This window comes from Paenibacillus sp. S33 (assembly GCF_053615415.1).
On sequence record NZ_JBSIEZ010000001.1, the window covers coordinates 4,341,386 to 4,365,059 of the forward strand.

The 23,674-nt window shown below is 50.3% G+C and carries 27 protein-coding genes; 3 read left to right on the forward strand and 24 right to left on the reverse strand.

What is annotated here, in order from left to right; translation table 11 throughout:
* Positions 1-63: 63 nt before the first annotated feature.
* Both ACWGXJ_RS19745 and ACWGXJ_RS19750 read right to left on the reverse strand, forming a co-directional pair.
* Positions 64-690 (reverse strand): DUF1796 family putative cysteine peptidase, encoded by a 627-nt coding sequence (locus ACWGXJ_RS19745; protein WP_452567445.1) that lies wholly within the window; start codon positions 688-690, stop codon positions 64-66.
* Entirely contained in the window at positions 683-1,330 is a 648-nt protein-coding gene (locus ACWGXJ_RS19750) for a DUF1796 family putative cysteine peptidase (protein ID WP_446676125.1), read from the reverse strand. The genes ACWGXJ_RS19745 and ACWGXJ_RS19750 overlap by 8 nt, the downstream gene beginning before the upstream one ends.
* 236 nt (positions 1,331-1,566) lie before the next feature.
* On the opposite strand from ACWGXJ_RS19750, the gene ACWGXJ_RS19755 reads away from it, so the two are divergent.
* Together ACWGXJ_RS19755 and ACWGXJ_RS19760 are read left to right on the forward strand one after the other, a co-directional pair.
* Entirely contained in the window at positions 1,567-1,914 is a 348-nt protein-coding gene (locus tag ACWGXJ_RS19755; protein ID WP_452567446.1) for a hypothetical protein, read from the forward strand.
* Positions 1,915-1,939: 25 nt separating this feature from the next.
* Positions 1,940-2,335, forward strand: a complete 396-nt coding sequence (locus ACWGXJ_RS19760) for a hypothetical protein (RefSeq protein WP_446676123.1) — start codon at positions 1,940-1,942, stop codon at positions 2,333-2,335.
* An 87-nt stretch (positions 2,336-2,422) separates the two neighbouring features.
* Here ACWGXJ_RS19760 and ACWGXJ_RS19765 read toward each other — a convergent pair whose 3' ends face one another.
* The 4 genes from ACWGXJ_RS19765 to ACWGXJ_RS19780 are packed head-to-tail and all read right to left on the reverse strand — an operon-like array spanning position 2,423 to position 6,350.
* Positions 2,423-2,596 carry a hypothetical protein gene (locus ACWGXJ_RS19765; RefSeq protein ID WP_452567447.1) on the reverse strand — a complete coding sequence of 58 codons (174 nt, stop codon included), beginning with the start codon at positions 2,594-2,596 and terminating at the stop codon, positions 2,423-2,425.
* A 32-nt stretch (positions 2,597-2,628) separates the two neighbouring features.
* On the reverse strand, positions 2,629-3,849 hold the full coding sequence (locus tag ACWGXJ_RS19770) for a glycosyltransferase family 4 protein (RefSeq protein ID WP_452567448.1): 1,221 nt from the start codon (positions 3,847-3,849) through the stop codon (positions 2,629-2,631).
* Between the two features lie 33 nt (positions 3,850-3,882).
* The gene (locus tag ACWGXJ_RS19775; RefSeq protein ID WP_452567449.1) at positions 3,883-5,109 is read right to left on the reverse strand and encodes a sialidase family protein; all 1,227 of its coding nucleotides are present in this window, start codon (positions 5,107-5,109) and stop codon (positions 3,883-3,885) included.
* Positions 5,109-6,350, reverse strand: a complete 1,242-nt coding sequence (locus ACWGXJ_RS19780; protein WP_452567450.1) for a sialidase family protein — start codon at positions 6,348-6,350, stop codon at positions 5,109-5,111. Before ACWGXJ_RS19780 ends, ACWGXJ_RS19775 begins: the two co-directional genes overlap by 1 nt.
* A 160-nt stretch (positions 6,351-6,510) precedes the next feature.
* On the opposite strand from ACWGXJ_RS19780, the gene ACWGXJ_RS19785 reads away from it, so the two are divergent.
* Positions 6,511-6,897 (forward strand): hypothetical protein, encoded by a 387-nt coding sequence (locus ACWGXJ_RS19785; protein WP_452567451.1) that lies wholly within the window; start codon positions 6,511-6,513, stop codon positions 6,895-6,897.
* Here the strand turns inward: ACWGXJ_RS19785 and ACWGXJ_RS19790 are convergent.
* The 18 genes from ACWGXJ_RS19790 to ACWGXJ_RS19875 form a co-directional block, all read right to left on the reverse strand.
* Entirely contained in the window at positions 6,894-8,093 is a 1,200-nt protein-coding gene (locus tag ACWGXJ_RS19790; protein ID WP_250260502.1) for a glycosyltransferase, read from the reverse strand. The genes ACWGXJ_RS19785 and ACWGXJ_RS19790 overlap by 4 nt on opposite strands.
* 28 nt (positions 8,094-8,121) lie before the next feature.
* Positions 8,122-8,838, reverse strand: coding sequence for a glycosyltransferase (locus tag ACWGXJ_RS19795; protein ID WP_061830068.1), 717 nt, complete (start codon positions 8,836-8,838; stop codon positions 8,122-8,124).
* Entirely contained in the window at positions 8,835-9,833 is a 999-nt protein-coding gene (locus ACWGXJ_RS19800) for an NAD-dependent epimerase/dehydratase family protein (protein ID WP_452567452.1), read from the reverse strand. The genes ACWGXJ_RS19795 and ACWGXJ_RS19800 overlap by 4 nt, the downstream gene beginning before the upstream one ends.
* Complete coding sequence (locus tag ACWGXJ_RS19805; RefSeq protein ID WP_061830070.1) at positions 9,794-10,648, reverse strand: dTDP-4-dehydrorhamnose reductase family protein; 855 nt, start codon at positions 10,646-10,648, stop codon at positions 9,794-9,796. Before ACWGXJ_RS19805 ends, ACWGXJ_RS19800 begins: the two co-directional genes overlap by 40 nt.
* Positions 10,645-11,631 carry a polysaccharide biosynthesis protein gene (locus ACWGXJ_RS19810; RefSeq protein ID WP_235308463.1) on the reverse strand — a complete coding sequence of 329 codons (987 nt, stop codon included), beginning with the start codon at positions 11,629-11,631 and terminating at the stop codon, positions 10,645-10,647. The genes ACWGXJ_RS19805 and ACWGXJ_RS19810 overlap by 4 nt, the downstream gene beginning before the upstream one ends.
* Positions 11,624-12,715, reverse strand: a complete 1,092-nt coding sequence (gene wecB, locus ACWGXJ_RS19815) for a non-hydrolyzing UDP-N-acetylglucosamine 2-epimerase (RefSeq protein WP_452567453.1) — start codon at positions 12,713-12,715, stop codon at positions 11,624-11,626. Before wecB ends, ACWGXJ_RS19810 begins: the two co-directional genes overlap by 8 nt.
* A 121-nt stretch (positions 12,716-12,836) precedes the next feature.
* Positions 12,837-14,498, reverse strand: a complete 1,662-nt coding sequence (locus tag ACWGXJ_RS19820; RefSeq protein WP_452567454.1) for a glycosyltransferase — start codon at positions 14,496-14,498, stop codon at positions 12,837-12,839.
* A gap of 60 nt (positions 14,499-14,558) precedes the next feature.
* The gene (locus ACWGXJ_RS19825) at positions 14,559-15,692 is read right to left on the reverse strand and encodes a CgeB family protein (RefSeq protein ID WP_452567455.1); all 1,134 of its coding nucleotides are present in this window, start codon (positions 15,690-15,692) and stop codon (positions 14,559-14,561) included.
* A 33-nt stretch (positions 15,693-15,725) separates the two neighbouring features.
* Entirely contained in the window at positions 15,726-16,817 is a 1,092-nt protein-coding gene (locus ACWGXJ_RS19830) for a CgeB family protein (RefSeq protein ID WP_061830075.1), read from the reverse strand.
* Positions 16,818-16,998: 181 nt separating this feature from the next.
* The gene (locus ACWGXJ_RS19835; RefSeq protein WP_061830076.1) at positions 16,999-17,358 is read right to left on the reverse strand and encodes a FliH/SctL family protein; all 360 of its coding nucleotides are present in this window, start codon (positions 17,356-17,358) and stop codon (positions 16,999-17,001) included.
* Positions 17,306-17,656 carry a hypothetical protein gene (locus tag ACWGXJ_RS19840; RefSeq protein ID WP_250266586.1) on the reverse strand — a complete coding sequence of 117 codons (351 nt, stop codon included), beginning with the start codon at positions 17,654-17,656 and terminating at the stop codon, positions 17,306-17,308. The genes ACWGXJ_RS19835 and ACWGXJ_RS19840 overlap by 53 nt, the downstream gene beginning before the upstream one ends.
* Entirely contained in the window at positions 17,656-17,988 is a 333-nt protein-coding gene (locus ACWGXJ_RS19845) for a hypothetical protein (protein ID WP_029518277.1), read from the reverse strand. The genes ACWGXJ_RS19840 and ACWGXJ_RS19845 overlap by 1 nt, the downstream gene beginning before the upstream one ends.
* A gap of 29 nt (positions 17,989-18,017) precedes the next feature.
* Positions 18,018-18,305, reverse strand: a complete 288-nt coding sequence (locus ACWGXJ_RS19850; protein WP_013311765.1) for a hypothetical protein — start codon at positions 18,303-18,305, stop codon at positions 18,018-18,020.
* Between the two features lie 119 nt (positions 18,306-18,424).
* Positions 18,425-19,885 carry a glycosyltransferase family 2 protein gene (locus ACWGXJ_RS19855; RefSeq protein ID WP_452567456.1) on the reverse strand — a complete coding sequence of 487 codons (1,461 nt, stop codon included), beginning with the start codon at positions 19,883-19,885 and terminating at the stop codon, positions 18,425-18,427.
* A 72-nt stretch (positions 19,886-19,957) separates the two neighbouring features.
* Entirely contained in the window at positions 19,958-20,689 is a 732-nt protein-coding gene (locus ACWGXJ_RS19860; protein ID WP_440723133.1) for a sugar phosphate nucleotidyltransferase, read from the reverse strand.
* A complete protein-coding gene (locus tag ACWGXJ_RS19865; RefSeq protein ID WP_440723134.1) occupies positions 20,686-21,486 on the reverse strand; it encodes a glycosyltransferase in 801 nt (266 codons plus the stop codon). The genes ACWGXJ_RS19860 and ACWGXJ_RS19865 overlap by 4 nt, the downstream gene beginning before the upstream one ends.
* A complete protein-coding gene (locus ACWGXJ_RS19870; RefSeq protein ID WP_452567457.1) occupies positions 21,483-22,418 on the reverse strand; it encodes a glycosyltransferase family 2 protein in 936 nt (311 codons plus the stop codon). Before ACWGXJ_RS19870 ends, ACWGXJ_RS19865 begins: the two co-directional genes overlap by 4 nt.
* The gene (locus ACWGXJ_RS19875) at positions 22,415-23,353 is read right to left on the reverse strand and encodes a glycosyltransferase family 2 protein (protein WP_452567458.1); all 939 of its coding nucleotides are present in this window, start codon (positions 23,351-23,353) and stop codon (positions 22,415-22,417) included. The genes ACWGXJ_RS19870 and ACWGXJ_RS19875 overlap by 4 nt, the downstream gene beginning before the upstream one ends.
* Positions 23,354-23,674 lie beyond the last annotated feature (321 nt).

The window sequence follows — 23,674 nt, forward strand, 5'->3', positions numbered from 1 at the left end:
CTTGGCGCAGGCACAAGCACAGTCCGAAGACAATCTATAGTGTGTCTCTAGAATCTCAGCACCTCAGACATGCAGCCTGACATTTTCCAGCATATAACTCCACATCTCATCTTGACCCTTCCATATATCCTCAGGCGGCAGCTCCACTGAAACCAGCCGCTCCAATCCCCAATCCAGCTCCGTCACACCATCATTCCCTGTATAATCCACGTATAACAAGCGAAAATCATGTGTAATCCTCTGCAATAACACATCATGTAGTCCCACCGCTTGCTCCCGACTGCCCCCGACACGAACCAGTAGCAGACGGGACGCAAGCGTGAATTGATCCAGTAGACGTGCGATGCGACGATCAAGCGTCGTTTTGAATGCAGGATAGGAAGTCAGCTGCTCCGATGTATTCTCTCTAACCGGAAAATGGTGTGCCGCTGTAATCTCATAGTTTGCATCCTCGACCATGAAGTTATGCTCGCCGTAATCGTGCCCCGTGACACGCAGACTATCAACATCCATAAAACCGGCAAAACGAGCGTTCAGCAAGCGACTGATCTGTGACAAGTTACCGGAAATCATCCAGTCCAGCGGACCCGCATAGGGACGCAGTCCGTTTTTATCCAGCTGAATGGAAGGCAAGCAATGTCCACCCAGACTGAATGCAGCATCATAATCCCCCTGCAACCGCTCAAGCACGACGCCCTCCCCTTTCCGAAGACAAGGTCATCCCTTTAAAAAGAGTACGCCAGTGCGGATCACTCTTGTAATTCCATACATCGGCAAAAGGCATTTCCACCGCGCATACATGTGGAAGCTGCCAATCCACCTCCGTCAACTCCGTTACACCGGAACAATTCACCACCAACAAACGAAATTCATTCGCTACCATGTCTGACAAGATACGTTCCAGTTCCTCTACTTCTTCATAGGTTCCCAGCATACGGACGAACAAGCTGCGCTTCGCCATCTGTGTTTTTGCAAAAAAACGTTCGATACGACGGTCTATCTTTTCCCTGAACTCGGGATAGGTCACCAGATCTGAGGACGTATTGCGTTCCTGTGGAAAATCATGCACCGAGATCACATTATAAGCGATATCTCTGACCATATAATTCAGTTGGCTCGTACCAACGACACTTAAATTGGGCAAATCCATAAATCCGGCAAACCGATTTTCTAGCAAGCGGTTCACATCGGACAGCGTGTCAGACATCATCCAATCCAGTACCCCGGCAAACGGCCGCAAACGGTTCTTTTCCAATTGAATGGCAGGTGTACAGTTTTGTCCCAGACTGAAGACCGCTTCATATTCCCCTGCCAGCTGTGCGAGTCTCATAGCCGTGCCTCCTTTTTTAATACGACCCTTCCCTCAGCGCCCCTTCTTCTGTAGTCGAAAAGGGACTTCAGGCCGTAGTTTGTTCCACTCTACATTACATGCACAGCACGGCGAAAAGGGTTGGACACCAATGCGCTTTTTGTCAAAGAGGCGTACAACTATCCAGTCCAATCCCGGTTATTTTTCATATCATATTAAGGCTGGTAACCTAACGGAATTCAAGGAGGCATCATCATATGTCCGTGTTTCTTTTAACCGTCGATCACCATCTCGCTTACCACAGCGCCCATATAGAAAGCTGCCATGTGACCTTTTTCAATCGTGAAAAGAGAGCCGTCGATGTGTTGCTGGAAATGGGAAATGACAGTGGCGTTTTCCGACGGCAGCTCCTTCGATTGAGCCCTTCTCCCGAAGCTGGCTCCGTGCTAGAACTCAAGGATATGGAGACCGCCCAACATCCTTTTTACCTGCGAGTAGTGACGAGTATTTACAATCCGGAAACGCTGTTTATCCTGGCTGAATTTTTGGAAAACGGGAACGTTGTCGCTAAGCGTACAGCCAGTCATTTTACCGTGACGCCCTAATGAACGGGCAGAGGAGGAAGATGGTATGTTGAAATATTCAGTTCAAAATAAAGCTGATCCAGGCACATATGCACTGCCTTTTCAGGTCACCGAGCAGGAGAGCGTGCTCTCTACATTAATCATTCCTGCAAGTGAATCTGAAGGACATATTGTCATTGAAGTCTCTTTGGCATGGGAAAATCCGCTGCTCAACTGGGATATCGGGGAGCTAGACATTCGATTGCGTCGCAATGATGAGCGGGGACCTATGCTGGATTGGTTGCAGGATTCCTGTTATCAGGAGGGATTTGCCGAGTTAAGCTATGAGGAAACGGGAAAACAGGCAGAGCCTTATGTATACTGCTTGACCGTACAATCAGCTGACCGCCGTGCTGTTGTTACGGGACCGCTCATAATTCGCGGCTCCGTTTATGAAGATTAACGAAAACCTGGATGGACAATGAGCTGAAATAAGCTAAAGGCAGGTGGGAGTTTAAGCCCGACCTGCCTTTTTATATGGTCTGTGCCCTCATGGTGTGGATTGTTTCAGACGTTCCAAAATGTCAGCGTCTGGCAGCTTATAATCTTCCGGCAATGAGGTGTTAATTCGGTTCCATATTGCGTAATTGACCTTCAGATCTGGGTGCGACTGCTGGATTTCAAAAATACGGTTGTACAAGTCTCCAACGACAGGAAAAGTCATGCTCTCCCTCCTAACTATAAGAATCAACGTATTCAACGTACTTGATTCAGCGCTTGCCCATAAATATTCACGAGCCGCTCAATCATAACATCCAGAGACCAATGCGCGGTCCCCCATGCTTTGGCACGTTTTCCCATAGCTATCCGCACTTCATCCTGAGCCAGCAAATGCTGCAAATGAGCTGCCAGTGCCTCCACATCGCCAACCGGGGAGACCAGTCCGGTATGTTCATGCTTCACCATTTCCGGCAATCCGCCCGCATCCGATACCACTGCCGGAAGCCCCAAAATCTGCGCCTCCATGACCGAAAACGGCTGATTGTCCTGTATGCTCGGATGAACAAAAAGGTCCGCCAGTTGTAAAAGAGCAGGTACATCTTCACGATGCCCCAGAAAGACCACGTCTTCCTCCAGCCCTAGCTCCTTCGCCTGTGTTTGAAGCTCTTCCCTTTTATCTCCCTCCCCGACAATCCAGCAAACCCAATCCGTACGACTTGCTTTCAGTAGGCCAAGAGCGCTTATTAAATAATGCAGCCCTTTGATATAGACCAGCCTTGAAGGACAAATTATAACTTTTTTCCCCTCAGGTCGTACGACGTCTGTTCCCCGGGCGTGGACTTCCCAGAAGTGCTCGGTATCCAATCCGTATTGGAAAGTGACAATCTGCTGCTCAGGCACTTCGAACTCACGCACGAGCGTCTGTTTCATCCATTTTGTAGACGTAATGGTAATATCCGCGGATAGAGCACCATAGTGCTCCAGCGCCCAATAATATTTCCACATCAGCGTCTCACGGTAACCCTCCTCATGATCCCGCTCCAGAGCCATCATGACTTCACGAGCCAGCGAGCCATGAATATTCGCTACCAACGCACTGTCCTTACGTTTGACCCGACTTAGAGCACGCGTCGCAATAACATCTTGCGTGTGAATAACATCATACTGCTCAACCCCGAAATACGCCGCTGCCAGCTCCATACAGTATCGATCCTTTTCCACCGTCTGCACCCATGAATCCAGATGTAATACAGGGACAGCCGATTCATTCAGCTTCGTATGCAGCAGGGGCAGCAGTTGATCCTTCAGTAGCTCCCTATCTTCAAAAACAATATGGTATTTAGGTGTATCCGGTCCGTTCCCCATCAAGTCTACCGTGTGACCCAGTAGCTCCAGCCTCCGTTTAATTTGCAGCATAAAGGGCCATACGCCACCCAAATGAGGAATCGGCCAGTACGTAGCCAACAATATTTTCAAAACAGCCTCACCTCCTCTGTCTCGTACGCTGAGCTACATTCCGTTACTTCCGTAAATTTGCTGGAAGCCCGATAGCACATCTGTCCAGACCGCAAAAAATCCATTATTCGGCACGATCGTTACATCAATAAAATTACCGATTGTAACGACTGGAACCGGACTAATCCCGTTAGGATTAAAGGAGCTGTTTGTTATTCTGAGGTTCGTAAATGTATTCCCTCCGTTCGTTGATTCGGCCACAAATACGTCTAATAAAGAGGTCGTTATTTGATTGGTATAATATACGATCTTAATCACACCGGTCACAGGCGAAACATCAATGGCCGGGAAAAAATGCTGTGCCCCGGCACTGGCTCCTGTCACCGATTGCGGTGCAGTCCAGCTTAATCCACCATCCACCGACCGGGCGAGCAGTACATCCGCATATCCTGCCCGATTATCCTGCCAGACCGCATAAAGTGTTCCCTGATTCGGGCTAGTAGAGCGATCCACCGCAATGCTGGCCATCGGCAGCACATTGAAGCCAAAGCCGACCACGGGCAACGGACTCGGAACCGGGACAACAGAAGACACAGGCAGCGAAGAACTGAATGCTGTCCCCCCATTGAAGGACACAATGACCTGATATTGGTTAACCGGATTCGTTACAATGTACCCGACATAAATCACCCCAGTAATACTCACGGTGATTTCCCCCCGCGTGATCTGATTAGAACCAGCGGTGAGCACCACGGGTGTATCCCACGTGATCCCTCCATCCTGTGAGCGCTGGAAAAACATGACGGACCCGCCGAAAAAGTTAGGATTGTATTGATGCGTATAACATAAATAGATGTTTCCGGTATAGGAGCTGACCTGAGAAGTATCAAATTTCACGCTGACCTCAACATTATTGACAAATGTCCCATACCCTCGCTGGGTAATCACAGGCGGATCAAATGTATTACCGTTGTCTCTCGACATATAGGTAGCGATGGTACCGTTCAAGCCGTCTGCGGTAAATACGTGACAGGCTATGACAAACAAGTTGGGAAAACCGTAGCTGACGCTATGGGATTCCGCCCCTACATAGCCGGCTGGTAGCGGTAAAATCTGCTGGGTGAAAGAGACACCGCCGTTACCTGAACGGTATACCGCCGTCAACGGCGGCCCTGTCGTAAAATCAGTCGCCGCAGACACAATGGTACCGTCGAGCAGGTTGAAAGCTACACTCGGCTCCTGCGCCAGCCTTCCGTTAGGAGTAAGCTGTACGTTCGGCATCAGTCCCCCCCTCCCGGTACACCAGCAAAAATTGCCAAACTGCCTGTGCGCGTATCCGTCCAGACGGAAATGTAACTATTCGGCGGTACAATGGCGACATCAATATAGTCGCCGATCAGTTCTGATTCGCCTCCACCGACATTCGGATTAAAGGAGGTCGTTGTGAGACGACTGTTCGTAAAGGTGTTGCCTCCATCTAACGATTGGGCGGCGAACACATCCAGATTAAAGCCGTCCAAGCGATTGGTATAGTACACGACAACGACCAGACCCGTCTTAGGCGACACCGAAATCGCAGGAAAGAAATTTTGCGAGCCTGGCGGGCTGTCCGTCACGATGATCGGAGCACTCCAGGTACCGCCGAAATCGCTTGATTTGGACAACAAAATATTGCTGTATCCCTGACCAAAGTCCTGCCAAACGGCATATAGCGTATTTGTTGTGGATGGCACACCCGAGCAGTCTGCGGCCAAGCTGGGGAAATTCAATATCCGAAAGTCATAACCGGGGACGGGCAAAGGATTGGGCACCAGCGTTATATTGGATACGAGAATATCCCCGCTGAAAGTTGCCCCTCCATCAAAGGATCTCCGAATAAAAAAAGCCGGTGTTTGTGGCCCCGTACGAATCCAACTGACATAGACACTGCCATATTTGTCAACCGCAGGTTCAGGTCGTTCTGTAGAAGATTGGATATTCGAAAGCAATAACGGTCGATCCCAAGTTAGTCCTCCATCGATGGAACGCTGGTAGAACGCCGCAGAACGAGCATTAAAATCCACATTATATTGACGGTTATACGTAACATAGACATGCCCCAGATAGGGACTTGCCCCGGCGTTATCCGTCGTGATATTGGTCCAGTCATTATTAATGTAATCTCCATAGCCCGGATTAATGACCACTGGAGGATCAAAGGTGGCTCCATCGTCCGTAGAGCGATAGATCACGACAGCCCCGTTCTCATTTCCCGGAAACACATGTGCGGATATGATGAAAATATTCGGGAACAGATAGGCTACCATTCCTGCCTCGGCTCCTGTATATCCCGGTGGAATTGGCAGTAAAGTATCAGTCCAGTTCGCCCCGGCGTCCAAGGAACGATACAGTCCAATCAACGGGGGCCCGCTGCTAAAGTCAACAGCGACAGCCACAACAATATTCGGATTCAACAAATTAACGGCGACACTGGGCTCAAATTTGGGCAACCCGCTGGGTGTCACCTGAAAATTCAAAGGCATCGCGAGCATTCCCTTCATTATATAAATGGACATGCTATTTCTATCAAAATGTACTTTTTTCAGCACAGCCTACAGACAACCATACAAGCTTTCTTTTCAATAGATTCATAGTATAGAAGCATCCCTTCAGGGGTTTTCCAATATTCTGTTTTTTGAGAGGATGATTCGATTGGCTTTTACAACCGGATATATGACCAACACTAGAGATTTTGGTACTGCCTGCTCCAATGTCGTTGTAAATTTGGTCAACGAGGATACTGTGAACGCGGCAACCGTGACCATCCAAATTTTTTTCTCGCTTGTACCGGATACCAAGACACCACTGTATGTGACATCGGTTAACTTACCTGCAAACTCCATTGCCCGACGTACCTTCTTTATACAAGGGGTTCTTGCCTATGAGGTACAATACAACGTGGTCTCCGCTGCTCCAGCGAATGTTGTGCTCTCCAACTTTGGACTGGATCAGTTTGGTAATGTTGTACAGGAACACCGTGTTCTTCAGTCAGAGCTGACCACAATCCCGGCGCTGTCTCCTGTTATTTAAAAGCTGCCCTGTTCCAGTGCTTGATGCAATCTGTGGGTGTAATACACGTAATTCCATTCCGGTGGTACAGACTGAACCCCTCGGCCGCTGCCGATGGTTGAGTGGTCATCTGTGTAGTAGGAAAAGGCATGTGTATCCTGTAATGGGCGCAACAAATCCGTAAGATACAGCAAATCCGTCACAGCAATATATGGTTTGACACCGAAGCATACTACAAAGCGGGTCGTTGTTTCACCAATAGCCTGAACCAGTGCCTCTTGGACCGAATAATGCTGACGTGGCGTTACGGTTAACCGAGGATCGAGCATCATCGACAGGAAAGCGCTGGCTCCCTGTTCTGGCGTTAAATCCAGCAACCGTACCACGCAATTGCTGTAGTGCTGCTCCAGCAGATTATCCAGCAATGATTCAGCTTGAGCCATATCCGTGACAGGCATTAAAATGGTCATTTCAAGTGGGATGCCCCGGCGTGCTCTTGCCTCATACTTGGCGATTTGGAATGCGCGCCGCCAGCGTCGGTGCTCCTTCTGGCTGTGCAAACCAGCCGATACACTAAATGTGGAATTCACCCGGTAATCCATCAGGATCTCCGGGATGAATTTCATGCTGCACGTCTCGGTCAGCCGCAGCCAGTAATCATAATCCTCAACTGGTTGCAGCCGATAGCCGCCAATCTGGCGGGCATATTTGCTTTTGTACATAAATGAAACCCCGACAATGCTGGCATTCAGCAGTTCATGATGCGGCTGGCCTTGGTACCGGATCAAAGCTTGTTGATGCTGCTCGTCATACAACGGGTTCCCATATGCATCAACCTGGCGGAAGGTAGAGAACACAAGGCCGAGTGAGTCCGGCCCCTGCTCCAGCTCCTGCCGCAATCGTTCAATAAAGGAAGAATTATAAACATTGTCGCTGGATACCCAGGTCACATACTTGATCGCTGGATCTTTAAACAACTCATCGAATCCCCAGTTAAGGGCATGGGATACTCCTTTGTTCTGAGGGAGCGTAACCAACTGAACGCGCGGGTCTCCCATTGCTGCGTGGAGCGCTGGTCCCACCATTTCCGGCGCTCCGTCAATAACAATGATGAAGCGAAATGCCCTGTAGCTCTGGGCTAGTACGGATGAGATCGCGGCTTGCAGATAGCCGATATCCTGTTTGTACAGTGGCATAACAATCCCCGTATCTACCATATCAATCCCCCCTGACAGACTTTCGGCTTCATGAGGATAAACCACTCAACACCTGACTGAAGCGATCTCGATAACGTGCTTGGGTTATGTTGTACTCCCGCTCCACAGCGGGCCAATGTTTTTTGGTTCCCATTTCATCATGCCAGCGGTAGTTAACCAATGACTCGTTCAGAAAAGGAAATGGATATCCCGCCAGCATCACTCGGTACCACATATCCAGATCATGTGTGTACGGCAGCAGTTCATCAAACAAACCGATATGTGCAAACAGCTCCTTTTTAAACATAACCGTGCATCCATTGACCGGATTTCCTTGCTGAAAAAAACGGTAAAACTCCGTCATAGAAGGAAACACGGCGGCTGCCTGGTAGCTTGTGACTTGGCTGTATTGATTGATGAAATTGAAATTGGTATGGGAGATGTACGCACCGTTTTCCACCATAAAAGAAACCTGATTATTAATTTTGTCCCTATGATAGGTATCGTCGGAGCTGAGCCACGCAATATACTCCCCGCTGGCATGTCGGATACCATGATTCAGGGCGCTGGCTGTTCCACCGTTGGATTTGCCCAAATAATGTATATATGGACGATAGGGCTGAAGCATATCAACATGTTCCGTGGACCCGTCATCGACGACAATAATCTCGAGGGGGCCATAAGTTTGCTCTAGTGCACTTTGCAAAGCCTGATCCACATATGCACAGTTATAAAAGGGAATGACGATCGTTACTTTCGGTCTCATATCGTTCCTTCCTTTCCAGCTCGGCGGTATTGAATCATATCCTCCAGCGATTGCCCCAGCTGTATGGTCGGCTTCCAGCCCATGTCCTCCAGCTCTTTCGCACGGTATGCCTCGGTGGATGCTGACTCTGCCACATCCCCCCATTGTATAGGAATAGATGTTTTGGCCAGCCCAACCATACGTTCTACGATATTGCCCAGTTCCACAATGCGGCCTGTGCAGACCGAGTAAACTCGGCCTGGCACACCCTGTTCCAATAGCACACCGTATGCGCGAACGGCATCACGAACGTCGAGGAAATCACGTTGCGCATGTCGGGAAGATACCCGGAACGGGGCAGTTTCAGTTACGGACTGCCCCTCCAGACGTTCCGTCTGAACGATATACCCCGCGAGTAATGCACAAAATCCGGTAGATGGACCCGGACCGATCAAGTTACAAGGCTCTGCCAGCATGACGGATTGTTCGAACAGCGCGCCCCACGAGAGCGCGACTGCCTCTTGAAGGCTTTTGCTAAGGCTGTATGGATGCGTTGGATGATACGGTGCTTGCAAAGCCGTCTTTAGCCGAGAACCCGCCACGACAATTCTGGCTTTGGGGAAAGGTCGCAGTACATCGAGCAGATACAGAGTGGACAGTACATTGGATTCCATGTATAGAAGGGGGCTTTGCCAAGATTCAGGGACGGAATTTTTACCACCTAGGTGAAGCACGTAATCCGGAGCAATCTGTCTAATGACTTCGCCTAGACGATTCTTGTCGAGCAAGTCACACACATAAGGCGTAATACAGCTACGGGTCTCCGCCTCTGAGCTGTTATTTTCAGCATCGTGAGCCAGTAAGATCAGTTCTGGGACGGAAGCGGCAGTGCGAGTCAGCGCCGCTACCTCCCAACCGAGCTTTGCAAAATGGCGGCAGGCATGCATCCCGGTATAGCCCGCCGCTCCGGTAATGACTATGACAGGCCGACGTTGTTCCGCTGTGCTTCCGTCCATTCCAGCAGCTCCTTCAGCATGATGCTGTAGTGAGGAACATCGTAGAGCAGATCGGCCCGGGTAGAACGAAGCGTCCGGTCCTGCACCGGCTCATCTTTCGGCACGATCCGAATATCCTCCCTTTTCCAGGTGTCTTTGAACAGCAGCAGCAAATCATGCTTGCTGATCGGTTCAGGGTGAACCAGATGAATGAGTCCGTCCAGCGGCTCATTCATCTGCACCTGTATCGCCTTCGCTAATTCCAACGTCGTAACCCCGTTCCAAAAGACTCGGCGATACCCGTTAACGTCTCCGCTCTGCTGCAAGAACCAGTGCAGCAGACCAATGCCTCCCGGCCGAATTTCCGGCCCGATAATGGAGGTACGGATAGTCAGATGCCCTGCGGCCTTTACTTCTCCGAGTATTTTCGTCAAAGCATAGGCACTTGTCCCATCGGGTTGATCCGTCTCCTTATATAAACCAGGTACTCGATTTCCTTCGAATACGCAATCCGTGCTGATATGAATCAATCGGGCACCAATACTGTCCGCTATCCGCCGGAGAAGATGTGGCAGCAAGCCATTGATTTGGTATGCTGCAATCTGATCCTCTCCGGCATGCTGATTCAGTACGCCTACCGCGTTAATCATAACGTCTGGCCGTACACTCCGTACCAGTTGCTCCACCATAAAGCTGTCCTTTACATCCAGCAGCAGACCGCCTTTATTTTCGGGATCACGGGTGGTGTAGAACACGTTATACCCGCTCTGGTTTTGGAAATACTTAACCAGAACATGGCCCGCCATGCCGTTACCACCCAAAATAAGCAGCTTCATTTGATGAACCCCCCGCTTTGGAGAATGCTGCGAATCTCCTCTTTCGACATCAAATTAAACTCCGAACTAAAGCTGCTGAATGACACGGGAGGGCACTGATTATAGCGGTCCTTTAATTGAGGAATATTCAGCGTTGGGAGAATGACCAAATATTGCTCGTCATAGACTACCGTCGTCAGGCTTTCAAAGTCACTCATCAAAATCTCATGAATTTTCTCGCCGGGACGCACACCTTTTTCTACAATTTCTACGTTTTCCACACCTGAATCCTCAATGAGCACCTCAGCCAAGTCCACAATACGGCAGGTTGGCATGGTCATGATAAAAATTTCCCCGCCGACACTTTCCACCGAGGCTTTGAACAGGAGACTGATCGCATCACGCAAGGTCAGGAAGAAGCGGGTCATGTTCATATCTGTGATCGAAACCTTGCCTTTTTGGCGAATCTGGCTTTGGAACAGATGCACCACGCTTCCGTTGGTGCCCAAAACATTACCGCCGCGCACCGTCACGAAACGTGTATCGCTATTCAGCAGATTGGCGTAAACCATCAGTTTTTCTCCAATCGCCTTCGTCATGCCGTAAAAATTGGACGGATTCGCTGCCTTGTCAGTCGATATATAAATGACTTTCTTTACCTGATTGGCCACAGCTGCCTCGATCACGTTTTGGGTGCCTACGACATTGGTTTTGAGTGCCTCATAGGGCTGATCCTCACAGACGGGAACGTGCTTGAGAGCTGCCAAATGAAATACATAGTCCACTCCTTGACAAGCGGTAGTCAGCGCATCCTTATCCCGAATATCGCCAATACAGAAGCTGAGCCGTTCATCCTCAAACTGCCTATTCATGGCAACCTGGCTGGATTCTCCGCGTGAAAAGATAATGACCTCTTTGGGGTTACGCGGCAGTAACTGGGTAACCAGCTCATGCCCCCAGGAGCCGGTACCGCCGGTAACCAAGATACGTTGGTTTTCAAACATGCCGTTTCCCTCCAAGCAGAAATTTAACTACCTTATCCGACACATCTTCCGCCAGATAGCCCGCGGGACATTGCCACTTATGGGTCATCCCGGTCATTATGGCTACCGCGTTTGCTATAACCTCGCCATCAAGACCAGACACGATATTGCTGCCGCAATCTACCGTTTCCGGCCGTTCGGTCGTCCGGCGCATCGTAACCGTCGGCACCCCCATGACACAGCATTCTTCTTGTACGGTACCACTGTCCGTCAAAGCGCAGCGGGCATGCCGCTCCAGCAGAACGAAGTCAAAAAAACCGAACGGTTCGTGAAATTCCACTAGCGGATCAAGCTGGATCGGCGGGTGGCTTGCGATTCGGGCGGCAGTGCGGGGATGAATACTGCAAATGACCCGCTGTCCGAACTGCTGGGCTACCCGGTTAAGACCATCTAAAATAGCCAGCAAATGCGGTGGATGGTCCACATTTTCAGCTCTGTGGGCAGTGACCAGGAAATATTCTCCCGGCGACAGTCCCAACTTTTTCAAAATTCCACTGCTCGATACCTCTTTCTTATAGTGCTGCATCACTTCGTAGATCGGATTTCCAGTCAGTATAATTCGTTGGCTTGGGAAGCCTTCGCGTAGTAGGTGCTGCTTGCTTTGCTCCGTATAAGGCATATTAATGGTAGATATCGCATCAATGACACGTCGGTTCTTCTCCTCCGGCACATCCAGATCATAGCAGCGGTTCCCCGCCTCCATATGCACGACCGGATAACCCATACGTTCCGCAAGTAAGGCACATAAAGCGCTGTTCGTATCACCGAGCAATAGCACATGATCGGGGCGTTCCTTGTTTAAAATATCCTCCATCTGCGAGTACATGGCGGACAACTGTTTGCCCAGTGTCCCCGCTTTCTCCTGAAGTACATAATCCGGGGCACGCAGTCCCAGCTCGCGAAAGAACTGCCCGCTCAGGCTTTCGGTGTAATTTTGGCCCGTATGCACAAGCACATGTTCATCTGCATGGCGGTCCAGCTTCGGAATGATCAGGCTGAGCCGTATAATCTCCGGTCTTGTGCCGAGCACGGTCAATATTTTCATGGTTTTGGAACCCACCTTTGCTGTCGTTGTTTCATTGAATTGTAGCGTTCAATGAAGGATAGCCATCCAGCAGACTGGCTGTGCTCCAGCTTAACGTTCATCTCAACGGTCCGGCGTAGGTTCACCCGGACCGTCGTTTTGTATGCTGTCCAGCCTTGAGCGTGACTCGCTTCTGCTTGTGCGTGTTGTGTCGCCGTGACCGGTGCTTGAATTTCCGCTTGAGTTTCTGTCTGGACTTGGTTTTCGGATAAAGTCCCTTCGACAACGGGGACCCGTGAATTTTCTTGAGGCGACTCTTGCCGCCGCTTCTCTTATACCTGCGATTCTGCAGTCGGGTACGCTTGCGGCCCTTTGGCCATCTCGCCCGAATACTACGCTTGCCGCGGGGCAATTCGGGTGGTGAGTCAGGTAAAGGGGATACTGGTTGTGGCAAGCCTTGAATAGCTGCATATTCGATTGGCGGCAGACCCAGCACAGGCAGTTGACACACTACCGATTCGGGAAATTCTCGAATCGTGCTGGTATATCCCTCCGGTATAGCGGTGACCTGACGCAACCCTTCGCCTTCCCTCGTCCATACAGGTCCACCCGGCTGCTGAATCAACGGGAACCAATGCGGATGATGACATACCCATTGACTGACCATGAGGTGTAAACTACCTCGGTAGGAATCAGGTCCGTATACACGTGTAGCCGCACTGTTGTTACGCACACCAATCCGTTCCACTTCCTCGGGATGATCGAGCAGATAGCCCACTTTTTGCGCCAGCATGTCGCTGTTGCCCGGCTCTACCAAAAAATCTGTATTTCCGGTCGCCTCCATCAACTCCACAAGTCCACCCTGCGCAAAGGCTACCACGGGCTTACCGTAAACCAGCCCTTCCAGGGCGGTCAGGCCAAAGCCTTCCTCCACCATACTTGGGATTACAACAATATCCATTGCGCTATAGGCCGTTGATACGGATTCCTCGAATGAATTGAACTGGAAGCGGCGGCTATAACGAGATTGGCGGATTAAAGAGACACATTTTACGTAATATTCCGAGTCCACCGAGCTGCCGATGATCCAGAAACGACACCGTGAATTGGTTTCGCACAGCTTTAGAGCCATTTGGACAAAAGGCAACAGCCCTTTGGCTTCGTAAATAAAGGAAGAAATATAACCAATGCAAATATGGAAATCCCGCAGCCCCAGTTTTTCACGTTTCCTTTTCCGTTCCAGCACATGCTCTTTGGGAGATGGCATATCCATATCCCGGCAGGGAGACAACACCGTATGCGGACGTGTCAGTCCCCCACCATGCAAAGGACGCATTACTGCTTGCGAAATGCCGATGACCCATTGGCTATAGCGCTCAATGATAGAAACAGAAACTGGCGTATACGCATTCTGGTTAATGACCTCGGTTATTTTCCAGATCACCGGAATATTAAGCTCTTGGGCAGCCATTGCAGGCATGACGTTCACACAGGTATTGACCAGCACCACATCAGGTCGAGCATGCCGAAGCATCTGGAACAACGGTGCATACGCCACATGGGTCCGCAAATTCTCCGCATCCTGCGCCAATCCCTCATATGGGGTATACATGCCATGCAGCATGAACAGGTTCTGTGTCAGAACGGTGATTCCGCGCTTGCGGGCCATTGAGGTCAGCCGCCCTTCACCAGGCGTTACGAGAATACAATCGAAGTACGTACGCATGTCTAGACAAAATTGCAATAGCAGCTTCTCTGCCCCCGTAATACTGCGGACATTGCTAACATGGCTGAATAGCATCATTTTCGGCTTGATCGGAGTTCACCTCCTTTAAAATAGCAACCATCGGACGTGTGAATCACCTTATGGAAATATGACCGACAACAGTTGGTCAATCCGGTGACCATACGTGTGCTCCCGCAGGGTTCGTTCCAGAGCACGTAGGGCAATTTCATGGCGCTCTTTTTCATGCGTCAAATAAAACTCAACCTTCTCCAGCAATTCCTGCTGAGAGCTGTAGGTTTCTATCTCTTCCCCCGGCTTATAAAAACGAGCCAGATCATCTCTTGTATCTGTCAGTTGCAACGTGCCACTGGCAGAAATTTCAAACGTGCGCGGATTGGGCGAAGCCCCCGGAATTTTCAGTGAGTTGTTGTTCACCGAATCATCCTGATGGGAACGATGAAGATTAATTACGATTTTGCTGCCGTTATACGAATCATTGGTTTCGACCGGAGACATCCAGCGACCCAGCTCAATTTTGTCACCATATGACTGATAATCCGGGAGACGATCCCACCAGATTCCGTTGATTTTAATGTTACGAGCCATGAGCTGCGGCATAATCGGATTGAAGAAATAGATGCGGTTCCAGTAGGCTGAGCCTGTAAACCCAATCTCACGTCGTACCGAAGCGGGCGAGCTGAGTGGGAAATAGTGAGTCAGAAATGCTCCAAAGGGCAAATAGTGCACAGACGTGCAACCTAACTGACGGTACAGCTCCATGCAGTTCATTTCTAACGTGAACACATAATCATAATTCGTAACAATTTTGGTCGTCGTGTCGGTGTAATATGGATCGTCCGTTAGCCAGATGGCGGTGGGGATGCCCAACTGGCGTACCGCAGTAACCTGCTCCAACGGAAGATCCATTCCATCCAGGGCCAGCATCAGATTCGGACGGAGCTGAGCGGCAATATCTCCTACCGGCTGACGTGGGTCTGTTACGGTAACCTGAGCCGTCATGCTTTGCAACGTGGTAATGACCGCCTCATCCAGCGGAGAATACGGAAGGCCTTTGCCTGAGACGACATACAGTACATGGACTTGTCGAAAAGGGAAAGCTGCTTTCATCCGCGCAACAATTGCGTTAGCACGTCCGCGCAGATATCCTTCGTCGTATCCGTCATGCGCTCCCGCAATTCTCCCCCTTTCCCAGGAGGCTGCCGCTGTCTGGTGAACAGCCGGGTCATACGGTCCTGTCGTAGATATCGTCATCACTTTCACTCCTCACTATTTATGGTGTTTACTTTAGGCCATCGCCTTGTCCAACAGTTCTTCCATGCGATTGGAGTACATATGCTTTTGCATAGTCGTGTACAATGCGCGCCAGGCCATACGTTCGCGTTCCCAGTCATGCTTGAGATAGTAGTCCAGCTTCACTTTCAGTTCCTCTGCTCCAGAGAAGGTTTCAATGTCATAGCCTGGTCGGTAATAACGGCTCAAATCCTTCCGAACATCCGTCATTTGAAGCGTGCCGCAAGCAGAAATTTCGTATGTCCGAGGATTGATGGACTCCGCTGAAAGCTGGTGTGTATTCCGATTATCCAGTCCGGGGTCTGTCGGGCGGTGCATATTGATGACAATTTTGGAGCCGTTATAATATTGAGCGGTCTCTTCCGGCTCCATAAAACCCGGACGGATAAAGCGTTCCAGCACATCCCGCCGGGTCAGCCGATCCCAGTGCCCACCTACGATCAGCACTCTTTTGTCCGCCAAGAAGGGAGCAAGGTGGTCGAACAGCTTCACACGGTTCCAGAAGGCATTTCCAATGAAGCAAATATCATGCTGATGCTCCCGCTCTACCCTTCGGGGATAAAAGATACGAGCTGACGCAGCCAGCGGCAAATAGTGAACCCTCGTTACACCCTGATCGCGATAAAACGGCAGGCAAGAAATTTCGTGCGTAAATACGACATCGTAGGATTGACAGATCAACGCCGTATCCTCCGTAAAGTAAGGATCATCTACAAACCATATGGCCGTCCGAATGCCTAGGGCTCGTATTTGCTGCACCTGCTCCAGATGATCCGCCGGAAAAACATGCAGCCCGTTCATGACCAGCACAAGGTCTGGACGTTGAGCCTCGGCGTCAGCTAGCATCGTAGCAGGCGTACCGATGACGCAAGAGCTGCATATTTGGCCTAATGCCTCTTGCACACCTGTGTCTATAGCTGCGAAACCTTGCGGAATATACAACACTTTCAAATGACGAACAGCAGGCTGTATTGCCACGACCTGTGACAGAGCAGCCGTGCAACCGCCCATTCTGCGTCCTTCCCGATAGCCGCATCGGTACGCTTCGCGTTCATTTCCGCTTTGTTGATCGTTCACATCCTTCACCCTGTCCTGTTGTAGGATAAACTTCTGTCACTCCTAAACTATATGCGGAGGGGTCAAACGCATCATGGACGACTGCCACTGCCCGGACAAAATTGGCGTTTGCCCGTCCAACTGCCGAACCGCAAATAACCCCAAAGCTGTTAGCTTCGGGGGTGAACAGTAATAGAATGATTTGCCCAGTTTACTGAGCTTTGTAAGCGAGCTGGTGTCCATCTTCATAACCTTTGGCAAAACCTGAATTGAAACCCTCGTTGTAAGCTGCATCATATCCCTGCTGAAATGCCTGCGGATCATGCTCCAATGCAACAGTCCCGGGTTGTGGATTCTCCGCAGAAGGGGCTGCCACCGGGTTAGCTTGAGGTTTTTTCCGCCGCCGCAAATGAGGATGTCTTCTACGTGCAGAATAAAGTCCCCTTTTACGGCGTCTTAGAGCAAGCAGACGTCTTCTTCTCCGTTTTAATCTGCGAATGCTGGAACGCCGGGCATCTTTACGTCTTTTGCGGGCTTTGTCCCGAGTGGCGCGTTCCCACCTTGTACTCATTTCCATTCCTCCTTTGCTTTCTCGTGTTGGTTTCATTTTTCTGAACAGGCACATGGAGCCACGGCTTAGTCGGTTTTCCATATACCTGCCGTCTTAATGGAATACCCGCCAACATTTGCGTGATTTCGCCCTGGTAGTTGCTGAGTATACGAATGGTTTCTTCCAGACGGGTAGCCGACATATCCGCATGGGGCGTCAAGTCCGCAAGACTGGTCAGCATCCGAGCAACGGCGTGCTGGCTGGCAGCAATAGACTCCATCATATCCAGCTTGATCTCACGTTCACGCCTCATGCTCATTAGTTCATATCCCCCGAGCCCATTCCTCCCATCATCCCTTCCATGCCGCCACCCTGCTGCTCATCCTGATCCAGCAATGCTTTGAGATTGCTGCAAAGTCCAGTCTGAAGCCGCGTTAATCCCTCCAACATTTCCACCATCTGCTCGTGAATTTCCAAAGGCCGTCCCAACTGCTCTTCATCGGTGTCAAATGCGTGGGGTGCCAGATGGTTCAACGCCCAATTACGCACTTTTTCTGCTTCGACCGCCTTGGCCTCCAGGATCATAGACACATTCCGCTGCATTTTGGAGGCTGCGTCCAGCATGTGAATCATTGCTTGTTCCCTACTCATGTGTTCACTCCCTGCCCTCGGTTGGTACGTTACTCCTCTTCCGGGTATGCCGTCTCTTTCACGACACGAACGAGCATTTCAGCCATTGCTTCCTGAAGATCGGCAATACCGTTCAAGTAGGCAACAATGCTTTTGTTTACTTGTCCCGAGCTGTCGAGAATGCCCGGAATTCCGTCAAAACGCGGCTCCTCATCTGGCAGTTCATGTATGATCTGCGCCATGCGCACAACCACCTGCCGTTCCGCATCCAACAACCTTGACATCTGCTGCTGCGAGTGCGAAATGTGGATCAGCAAATCATCTAACTCGTTATGCATAAGCCCCTCCTTTATGTGCTCCGCCGTGCGGAACGCACGAATTACCTACGGGCTTTCCGCTACTACAGCGTATGCCGCAACGAGTAGTCGGTTCCGCCTAAAAGCGCCTATTCAGATCATTACAGATGCCCGTGCAGCACCGGTGGAGCAATAATAGGCTGCTTCTCCACCAAAGCCGACAAATCTCCAGGAGACAAAAGCTGAATTCGGTAGTCCTCTGCTCGCCAGCTCATCGCAGCGTACAGGGTAAGGAACGGCCTTTTCCAGCCGTTACCGATTTGATACAGTTGCCCGCCCTCAGCATACAATACCTCGATCCATCGCTTGCGTTGAGCCGGTATATTCAGTGTGGGCAGCATGGACATGTTCTCCAGATCGGGAGCCGCCAGTACAGGAATGGGTTCCTCTGGCAGCTCAGCTGCAGGTGCATCAATGTTGCCGGAAACTGTAGCCTCCGGCTTCCCTACCAAGGGAAGCACCAACAAATCCAGCTGAGACACTCTAACAGGGCACACATTTTCACCTCCCGCAGCACTGACTCCATGCAGATACCGCCTTCTTCCCGGCTCTAACCGAAATACTGCACCGGACGGTCCCTGAACAACCGCTCCGATGGGATAAAAGCTTGCCGCTGATACGTGTGTTTCCTTACCTGTTGATATCTGGCCGTCCGTCTCCGCTGTACTGAATTTCAGATTGCGGAACAGCTTATCCGCGTCCCCCCACTTTTGTACAAAAAAGGATCGGTTCCGGCTGCTTTCCTCCATTGAACCGCTTTTTTCGGTCGTTTGAGGAAAACCATACACCGTATCCCGATCTCTTTCTTCATAATGGATAAAAGCATCTCCGGCAATTGCCATACGTATCCCCAACAAACGCACACGCAATAGCCAATCTGCATGGGCTTCCTCAGTACTGTGGCAGCCTTCGTCCCAATAGCCCGTTTTTTCCAATGTCTCTCTGCGCAGCAATAAACAAAATCCGGCTAAGCTTTCGGCCTCTCGCCATGCATCCGGATTGGGAATATTGAAGCTCATGGCAAATGGACGGGCTCCATTTTCGTTCATATAAGGAACCTCAATCTGCTGTTCTTTGAATGGACCATTCGTTACAGGCCCGACAACACCAATACGCGGATCGCTGTATAAACACCCTAATAACCGATCCAACCAGCCGGGGGTCACCAAGCAGTTTTGATCCAGTACCACAATAGTTGTGCCTTTTGCCATCATCAGCCCCTGATTCAGGCTACCTATCATTTGAACATCCTTTTTTAACAGCGCATAACGCACAGCGATGCTTTTACGGAGCAAATAGGTGGATGTCCCGTCCGTCGATCCGCAGTCCACCACAATAATTTCGTGAGGATGGCTCGTATTCTCCTCAATACGGTGAATGCATGCGCGGAGCTGCTGAAGCTGATTGCAGGACGGAATGATAATACTGACACCTTCAAAAACCTTGCCGAACGAAGCCTGGCCCAACTTGTTGCCCTGCTCCTGGCCCCTTTTATATCCTGACCAATAGCCTTTCTTTCCGAGCCGCTTGCTGTGTTTCCTTTGCATACTCAGGCGTTTCATGCCGTTCACTCCTCCGGGTGGCATTATGCCTATACTATATGCCTGGCCCGGCCGGATGGTGTTTCGTTGAGATCAGGGTAGAAGTCCTTTCATTTTCACTCCAGCTTCCTGAAGGGAATCGAAGGTTCCTGCGTCGCTCCAATAGCGCCGTAAAATATCATATTCCAGCTTGCCTTCAGCAGCATAACAGTTGTTAACATCCGTGATCTCAAGCTCACCGCGTGCCGAAGGTGTAATTTGCCGGATCTTATCGAACACGGCAGTATCGTACATATAGATACCCGTAACGCAATATTTGGATTGGGGGTGCTGCGGCTTTTCTTCAATCCGCGTAATGCTCTCCGGGCGCTCAGGATCAAATACGGGTACCCCGTAACGACGAGCATCTGCCACCTTTTTCAACAACACTCTGGCGCTCCCCGAGGGCTGTTGCTTGAACCGTTCGATCACAGGTCCCAAGTCTTCCTTGAACAAATTATCACCTAACAAAACAGTGAATTTCTCTTCTAATTGCATATAGCTTCTTGCCAGTTCGAGTGCTTCCGCAATGCCGCCCGCCTTTTCTTGAATCCGGTATGTCAGTTGGACACCATAATCACTGCCACTGCCCAAAAAATCGGTATACAGCCCGGCCGATTGTTTACCAATAATAATAAGCATATCGGTGATTCCAGCCTGTCGTAGCCTCTCGATACCATATACGATCATGGGATACTTGCCGACCGGAAGCAGATGCTTGTTGAGTAATGTAGTCAACGGATGAAGGCGCGATCCGGTTCCTCCTGCGAGAATAACCCCTTTCATATCTTCCTTCCTCCTTCGACAGCATGTTCAGTGCATGCAACCCCAGTGTTTCCAGTTTCGATGAACATTCTGGGATCTATGCTCCATTTCTCTATAAACAAACGATAGTTCCGCTCGATCAGCTCTTCAATCCAGGAAGTCTCCGAGCGTGAGAAGCTCGCATTCCCCTCGTGATAGACAAAACAGTCGTTGCACATGAGCAGCTTGTAGCCATGCACGCGTGCGCGCAGACAATAATCGTCATCCTCATAATGTCCGGGGCTGAACCGTTCATCCAGCAATCCGATCCGTTCCATCAGATCGCGCCGGAACAGCAAACAAAACCCGACCAACCGCTTGACCTCTTGCCATCTGGAGGAATTACTTGCATTATTCTGCTCCGCATATCTCAGACAACTGGCCAAATCTCCTTCCAATCCGTGTATCTGCTGAATACCGCTGACGTAATTCGTCACCGGTCCCACCAATCCCACCATGCTTTCGCTCTGCAATGCAGCCAACATAATCGATAGCCATCCCCGCGTAACCGTCACATCATTGTTTAAAATAACGAACTGATCACCCGAAGCCAGCCGGAGCCCCATATTACATGCTGCTGGAAAGCCCCTGTTTTCAGGAAGACGTATGCTGATCAGCCGCTCGGATGCGCAAAAATCATCCGTTCCGTCATTCGAAGCGTTGTCCACAACAATGATCTCATACGGTACATCTATCGTATGTGTCCGAATCGCCTCAATACACGGCTTTAACAGATGGAGGCCGTTATAAGTCGGAATAATGATGCTCGTCAGACTCATTGTGCATTCCTCCCTTTGGCAACGTCTACCCGTGTTGGAACAGGCCCGAGCGGGGAATACCCGGCTACCTGAAACACCGTCGTCAGTGCCTCTGCATGATCACCGACGATCAACTGTTCCATAGCGTTCCCTTTGCCAACATTGAAGGTCCGCTTACGGTTTGTTTTAATAACATCGACAGCATGTACTGCCGCCACGATCATGCCATGCAAAATTGCCATGGCGTGGGCTTTTGGCGGTACGGCAAGCACGGCTGAGCCAAGCTGATCCAGTAAACGCCGAGATAATGCATGCGGTACGGCGGTCAATGAGCTTGCTCCCAAATCCGGCCTGCGCAGTACGCGATTCAGGAATGCTTTGCACCGTGTCACGCTGTCCTGCTGGGCATAGGGCGGCAAATGTCTGCCCAGATCATTAAGCGCAACATCCGTTCCCTGATCCACCGCGTGGAGAAAAGGCAGCAAATCAGATGCTGGAATCGGCAAATCTCCGTCCACGAACAGCACAATATCAGCCTGCGTCATACGCGCGCCTACCGCCCGGCCAACATCATGCCCCAGTCGATCCGGCACGTTGACAAGAGTCACACTGGGATGATGTTTGGCTACGGTGGAGCGCGTGCCGTCCGTGCAGCCGTTCAATACGACAATGATATCCGTAAGCGGAAGTTTTTCCAGATCGCCCAGTACCCGGTCAATCGTTGACTCTTCATTACAGGCGCTGACCACGGCCGCTGCCGTTCCCTGTAACACAATATCTCCCGGAACTTCGCGTTCCACAGGCGGAGTCACTTCGGTCATTCCTTTCGCCCGAGGTGTGGGCTTTCTCATCCTACGGCTATGCATTGAAGTCGTCGTTCCTCGTTTTCGCTGAACACGTCTCATGCCCCAACTCGGTTCTTCACGCTTCCCTCTGCGATACTGTCTATTCACAGTTTCACCTCGTCTCTGATCCGTTTGCGCTCCAAATCCGTATATCCCGCACGCGTTCCCAGACGCGATGTAAGCCAGGCAATGGCATCCAGATGATCCTGAACAATTACATCTGCCAGCGGGTCCTTGCCGTTCTGTTTTTTACGTGTCGCATTTATTTTTCCGACAGCTATTCCATATACAGTCACCACTCGTAACTCGGAGGCGATGGACATAGCTTGAAATAAAGGAGGCTTCTCCAAGGGCTTTAGACCTATTTTCTTTAGAGCCTTTTGACTTATGGCGTGTGGAATGCCAGTCATAGATGCTCCCCCTAAATCAGCACGATTCGACAAGATATTCAATACATGCTTTGCCTCCACTACAGGGTGTACGGGCGTACGATTCACAGGTCCATGGTAATCATTCAGCACCACATCCGCCCCTGCACATATGGCGTGTATAAACGGTCGGAGTCTAACGCAGGGAATGACGATATCCCCATCCAGGAAAAGCAGGATCTGTCCGGATGCCGCCTCCGCTCCAATACGACGGCCAACATCATGTCCGAGCGGTTCCGGGAAGGAAAGTACACGAGCTCCCGCCGCTGCTGCCACCTTCGCCGTTCTATCGTGTGATCCGTTCTCAACGACGATAACCTCTGTATGTGGATGGACACGGCGCGCTTCGCGAATCACAGCTCCGATTGTTTTTTGCTCATTCATGGCCGGAATAATGACAGATACGAAAAACCTTCCCACTGATGACGGTTCAGATGGTCGCTCTTCGCCGATCTGTGCCCCTCTCTCCGTGTCGAGTACCTCCCTCATGGTAGGGGCTACCGGATTCTTATGCATGTTCGGCATTCGTAACGGCAGCCACATCTTAGAATGATAGTAAGCGCCGGAATGCCGCCTCCGTTTGATCTTGTATCCAGCTCTTCCCTTCTTCTTCATGCTCCCGTCTCACCTCCCTTCCTGCTGTATAGATGGACAGCATGATTAGGACAGTTCAACATAACCTATGCGGTCCAAAAGCCGTGTGTAACGGCAATCGTGGAGTCTTTTCGACACAGCAATTTTCGACTTTATTTTACATAACTTATTAATCCTATTAAATAAATGAGTTATTAGGGTCTAAAGAATCATTTTGGATAAATTTGTGACATAGATCTTCTCGTTCGTCATTCTCTGTGCTAATATCAGAGCCAGATGATGGGAGTTCAAAAAATCAACATTTGTTTTTTTTGCATAAGTCAATATTTTTCCATTATCCAC

What these genes read in the sequence shown, in the direction of transcription:
- ACWGXJ_RS19805 (WP_061830070.1), bottom strand. Translation starts at nt 10,648, where the DNA reads ATGAAGCTGCTTATTTTGGGTGGTAACGGCATGGCGGGCCATGTTCTG.
- ACWGXJ_RS19865 (WP_440723134.1), bottom strand. Translation starts at nt 21,486, where the DNA reads ATGAGTCTGACGAGCATCATTATTCCGACTTATAACGGCCTCCATCTG.
- ACWGXJ_RS19750 (WP_446676125.1), bottom strand. Translation starts at nt 1,330, where the DNA reads ATGAGACTCGCACAGCTGGCAGGGGAATATGAAGCGGTCTTCAGTCTG.
- ACWGXJ_RS19800 (WP_452567452.1), bottom strand. Translation starts at nt 9,833, where the DNA reads ATGGACGGAAGCACAGCGGAACAACGTCGGCCTGTCATAGTCATTACC.
- ACWGXJ_RS19825 (WP_452567455.1), bottom strand. Translation starts at nt 15,692, where the DNA reads ATGACGATATCTACGACAGGACCGTATGACCCGGCTGTTCACCAGACA.
- ACWGXJ_RS19810 (WP_235308463.1), bottom strand. Translation starts at nt 11,631, where the DNA reads ATGTTTGAAAACCAACGTATCTTGGTTACCGGCGGTACCGGCTCCTGG.
- ACWGXJ_RS19760 (WP_446676123.1), top strand. Translation starts at nt 1,940, where the DNA reads ATGTTGAAATATTCAGTTCAAAATAAAGCTGATCCAGGCACATATGCA.
- ACWGXJ_RS19855 (WP_452567456.1), bottom strand. Translation starts at nt 19,885, where the DNA reads ATGAAACGCCTGAGTATGCAAAGGAAACACAGCAAGCGGCTCGGAAAG.
- ACWGXJ_RS19840 (WP_250266586.1), bottom strand. Translation starts at nt 17,656, where the DNA reads ATGAGCATGAGGCGTGAACGTGAGATCAAGCTGGATATGATGGAGTCT.
- ACWGXJ_RS19850 (WP_013311765.1), bottom strand. Translation starts at nt 18,305, where the DNA reads ATGCATAACGAGTTAGATGATTTGCTGATCCACATTTCGCACTCGCAG.
- ACWGXJ_RS19860 (WP_440723133.1), bottom strand. Translation starts at nt 20,689, where the DNA reads ATGAAAGGGGTTATTCTCGCAGGAGGAACCGGATCGCGCCTTCATCCG.
- ACWGXJ_RS19845 (WP_029518277.1), bottom strand. Translation starts at nt 17,988, where the DNA reads ATGAGTAGGGAACAAGCAATGATTCACATGCTGGACGCAGCCTCCAAA.
- ACWGXJ_RS19785 (WP_452567451.1), top strand. Translation starts at nt 6,511, where the DNA reads ATGATTCGATTGGCTTTTACAACCGGATATATGACCAACACTAGAGAT.
- ACWGXJ_RS19835 (WP_061830076.1), bottom strand. Translation starts at nt 17,358, where the DNA reads ATGAGTACAAGGTGGGAACGCGCCACTCGGGACAAAGCCCGCAAAAGA.
- ACWGXJ_RS19875 (WP_452567458.1), bottom strand. Translation starts at nt 23,353, where the DNA reads ATGAAGAAGAAGGGAAGAGCTGGATACAAGATCAAACGGAGGCGGCAT.
- ACWGXJ_RS19820 (WP_452567454.1), bottom strand. Translation starts at nt 14,498, where the DNA reads ATGATGCTATTCAGCCATGTTAGCAATGTCCGCAGTATTACGGGGGCA.
- ACWGXJ_RS19755 (WP_452567446.1), top strand. Translation starts at nt 1,567, where the DNA reads ATGTCCGTGTTTCTTTTAACCGTCGATCACCATCTCGCTTACCACAGC.
- ACWGXJ_RS19780 (WP_452567450.1), bottom strand. Translation starts at nt 6,350, where the DNA reads ATGCCTTTGAATTTTCAGGTGACACCCAGCGGGTTGCCCAAATTTGAG.
- ACWGXJ_RS19765 (WP_452567447.1), bottom strand. Translation starts at nt 2,596, where the DNA reads ATGACTTTTCCTGTCGTTGGAGACTTGTACAACCGTATTTTTGAAATC.
- ACWGXJ_RS19795 (WP_061830068.1), bottom strand. Translation starts at nt 8,838, where the DNA reads ATGAGACCGAAAGTAACGATCGTCATTCCCTTTTATAACTGTGCATAT.
- ACWGXJ_RS19790 (WP_250260502.1), bottom strand. Translation starts at nt 8,093, where the DNA reads ATGGTAGATACGGGGATTGTTATGCCACTGTACAAACAGGATATCGGC.
- ACWGXJ_RS19775 (WP_452567449.1), bottom strand. Translation starts at nt 5,109, where the DNA reads ATGCCGAACGTACAGCTTACTCCTAACGGAAGGCTGGCGCAGGAGCCG.
- wecB (WP_452567453.1), bottom strand. Translation starts at nt 12,715, where the DNA reads ATGAAAATATTGACCGTGCTCGGCACAAGACCGGAGATTATACGGCTC.